The sequence below is a fragment of the Streptomyces sp. NPDC057654 genome (assembly GCF_042800135.1).
Taxonomy (GTDB): domain Bacteria; phylum Actinomycetota; class Actinomycetes; order Streptomycetales; family Streptomycetaceae; genus Streptomyces.
The window spans coordinates 1-1,059 of record NZ_JBHVHQ010001475.1; the positions used below are offsets into that span (position 1 = coordinate 1).

Sequence of the window (1,059 nt, forward strand, 5' to 3'; positions counted from 1 at the left end):
TCCCCGACGCGCTCGACCTCGCCGACGACGAGGTGGCCGAGCTGCTCGGGGCCGCCTCCCGGTCGCTGGGCGCGGCCGGGGTCCGGGTCCACTGGCCCAAGGAGCTGGTACGGGGTCTCACCACGCAGGCCGTCATCGGCCCGCCCGACGACTCCACGCCTGCCGGCGGCCCTGCCGACGGCCGTACCGACGGCTTCGATCGGGCCGAGAGCGGGCCCGGGGGCGCGGCCGAGCGCGTCGAGTCCGGCATGCCGTCCGTGCTCTCGGCCGACGCGCTGCTCCACTTCGGCTGGCGATTCACCGTGGGCGGACAGGAGTTGACGCGGCGTGAGCTGGACGCGCTGGCCGAGGCGAGCCGCCCCGCCGTCCGGCTGCGCGACCAGTGGGTGCTCATCGACCCGGAGGCGCTGCGCCGGGCGCGGGAGCGCCCGGACCGCAAGCTCGCGCCGGTCGAGGCGCTCGGCGCGGCCCTCACCGGTCGGGCCGAGGCGGACGGCGACACCGTGGAGGTGCGGGCCACCGGCTGGCTCGCCGCCCTGCGCGACCGGCTCGCCGATCCCGACTCCACGGCGCGGGAGCCGGTCCGGCCGCCCGCCGCCCTCGCCGCGACGCTGCGCGACTACCAGCTGCGGGGCCTGGGCTGGCTCGGCCGGATGACGGAGCTGGGCCTCGGCGGCTGCCTGGCCGACGACATGGGGCTCGGCAAGACGATCACGCTGATCGCGCTGCATCTGCACCGGCAGGAGACCCCGGCCTCCGCCGGCCCGACCCTCGTCGTCTGCCCCACGTCGCTGCTCGGCAACTGGCAGCGCGAGATCGAGAGGTTCGCGCCGGGGACCGCGGTGCGCCGCTTCCACGGCGGCTCGCGCAGCCTGGAGGGGCTGGCGGACGGGGAGTTCGTGCTCACCACGTACGGCACCATGCGGCTGGACGCCGGGACGCTGGCCGGGTGCGACTGGGGCATGGTCGTCGCCGACGAGGCGCAGCACGTGAAGAACCCGTACTCGGCGACCGCGCGGCAGCTGCGCGCCATCGGCGCCAGGGCGCGGGTCGCCCTGA

The 1,059-nt window shown here is 77.0% G+C and carries 1 protein-coding gene; it reads left to right on the forward strand.

The annotated features are described in order from the left end of the window. On the forward strand, window positions 1–1,059 hold a 1,059-nt coding region (locus ACFU99_RS44470), incomplete at both ends, for a DEAD/DEAH box helicase (protein WP_384404608.1).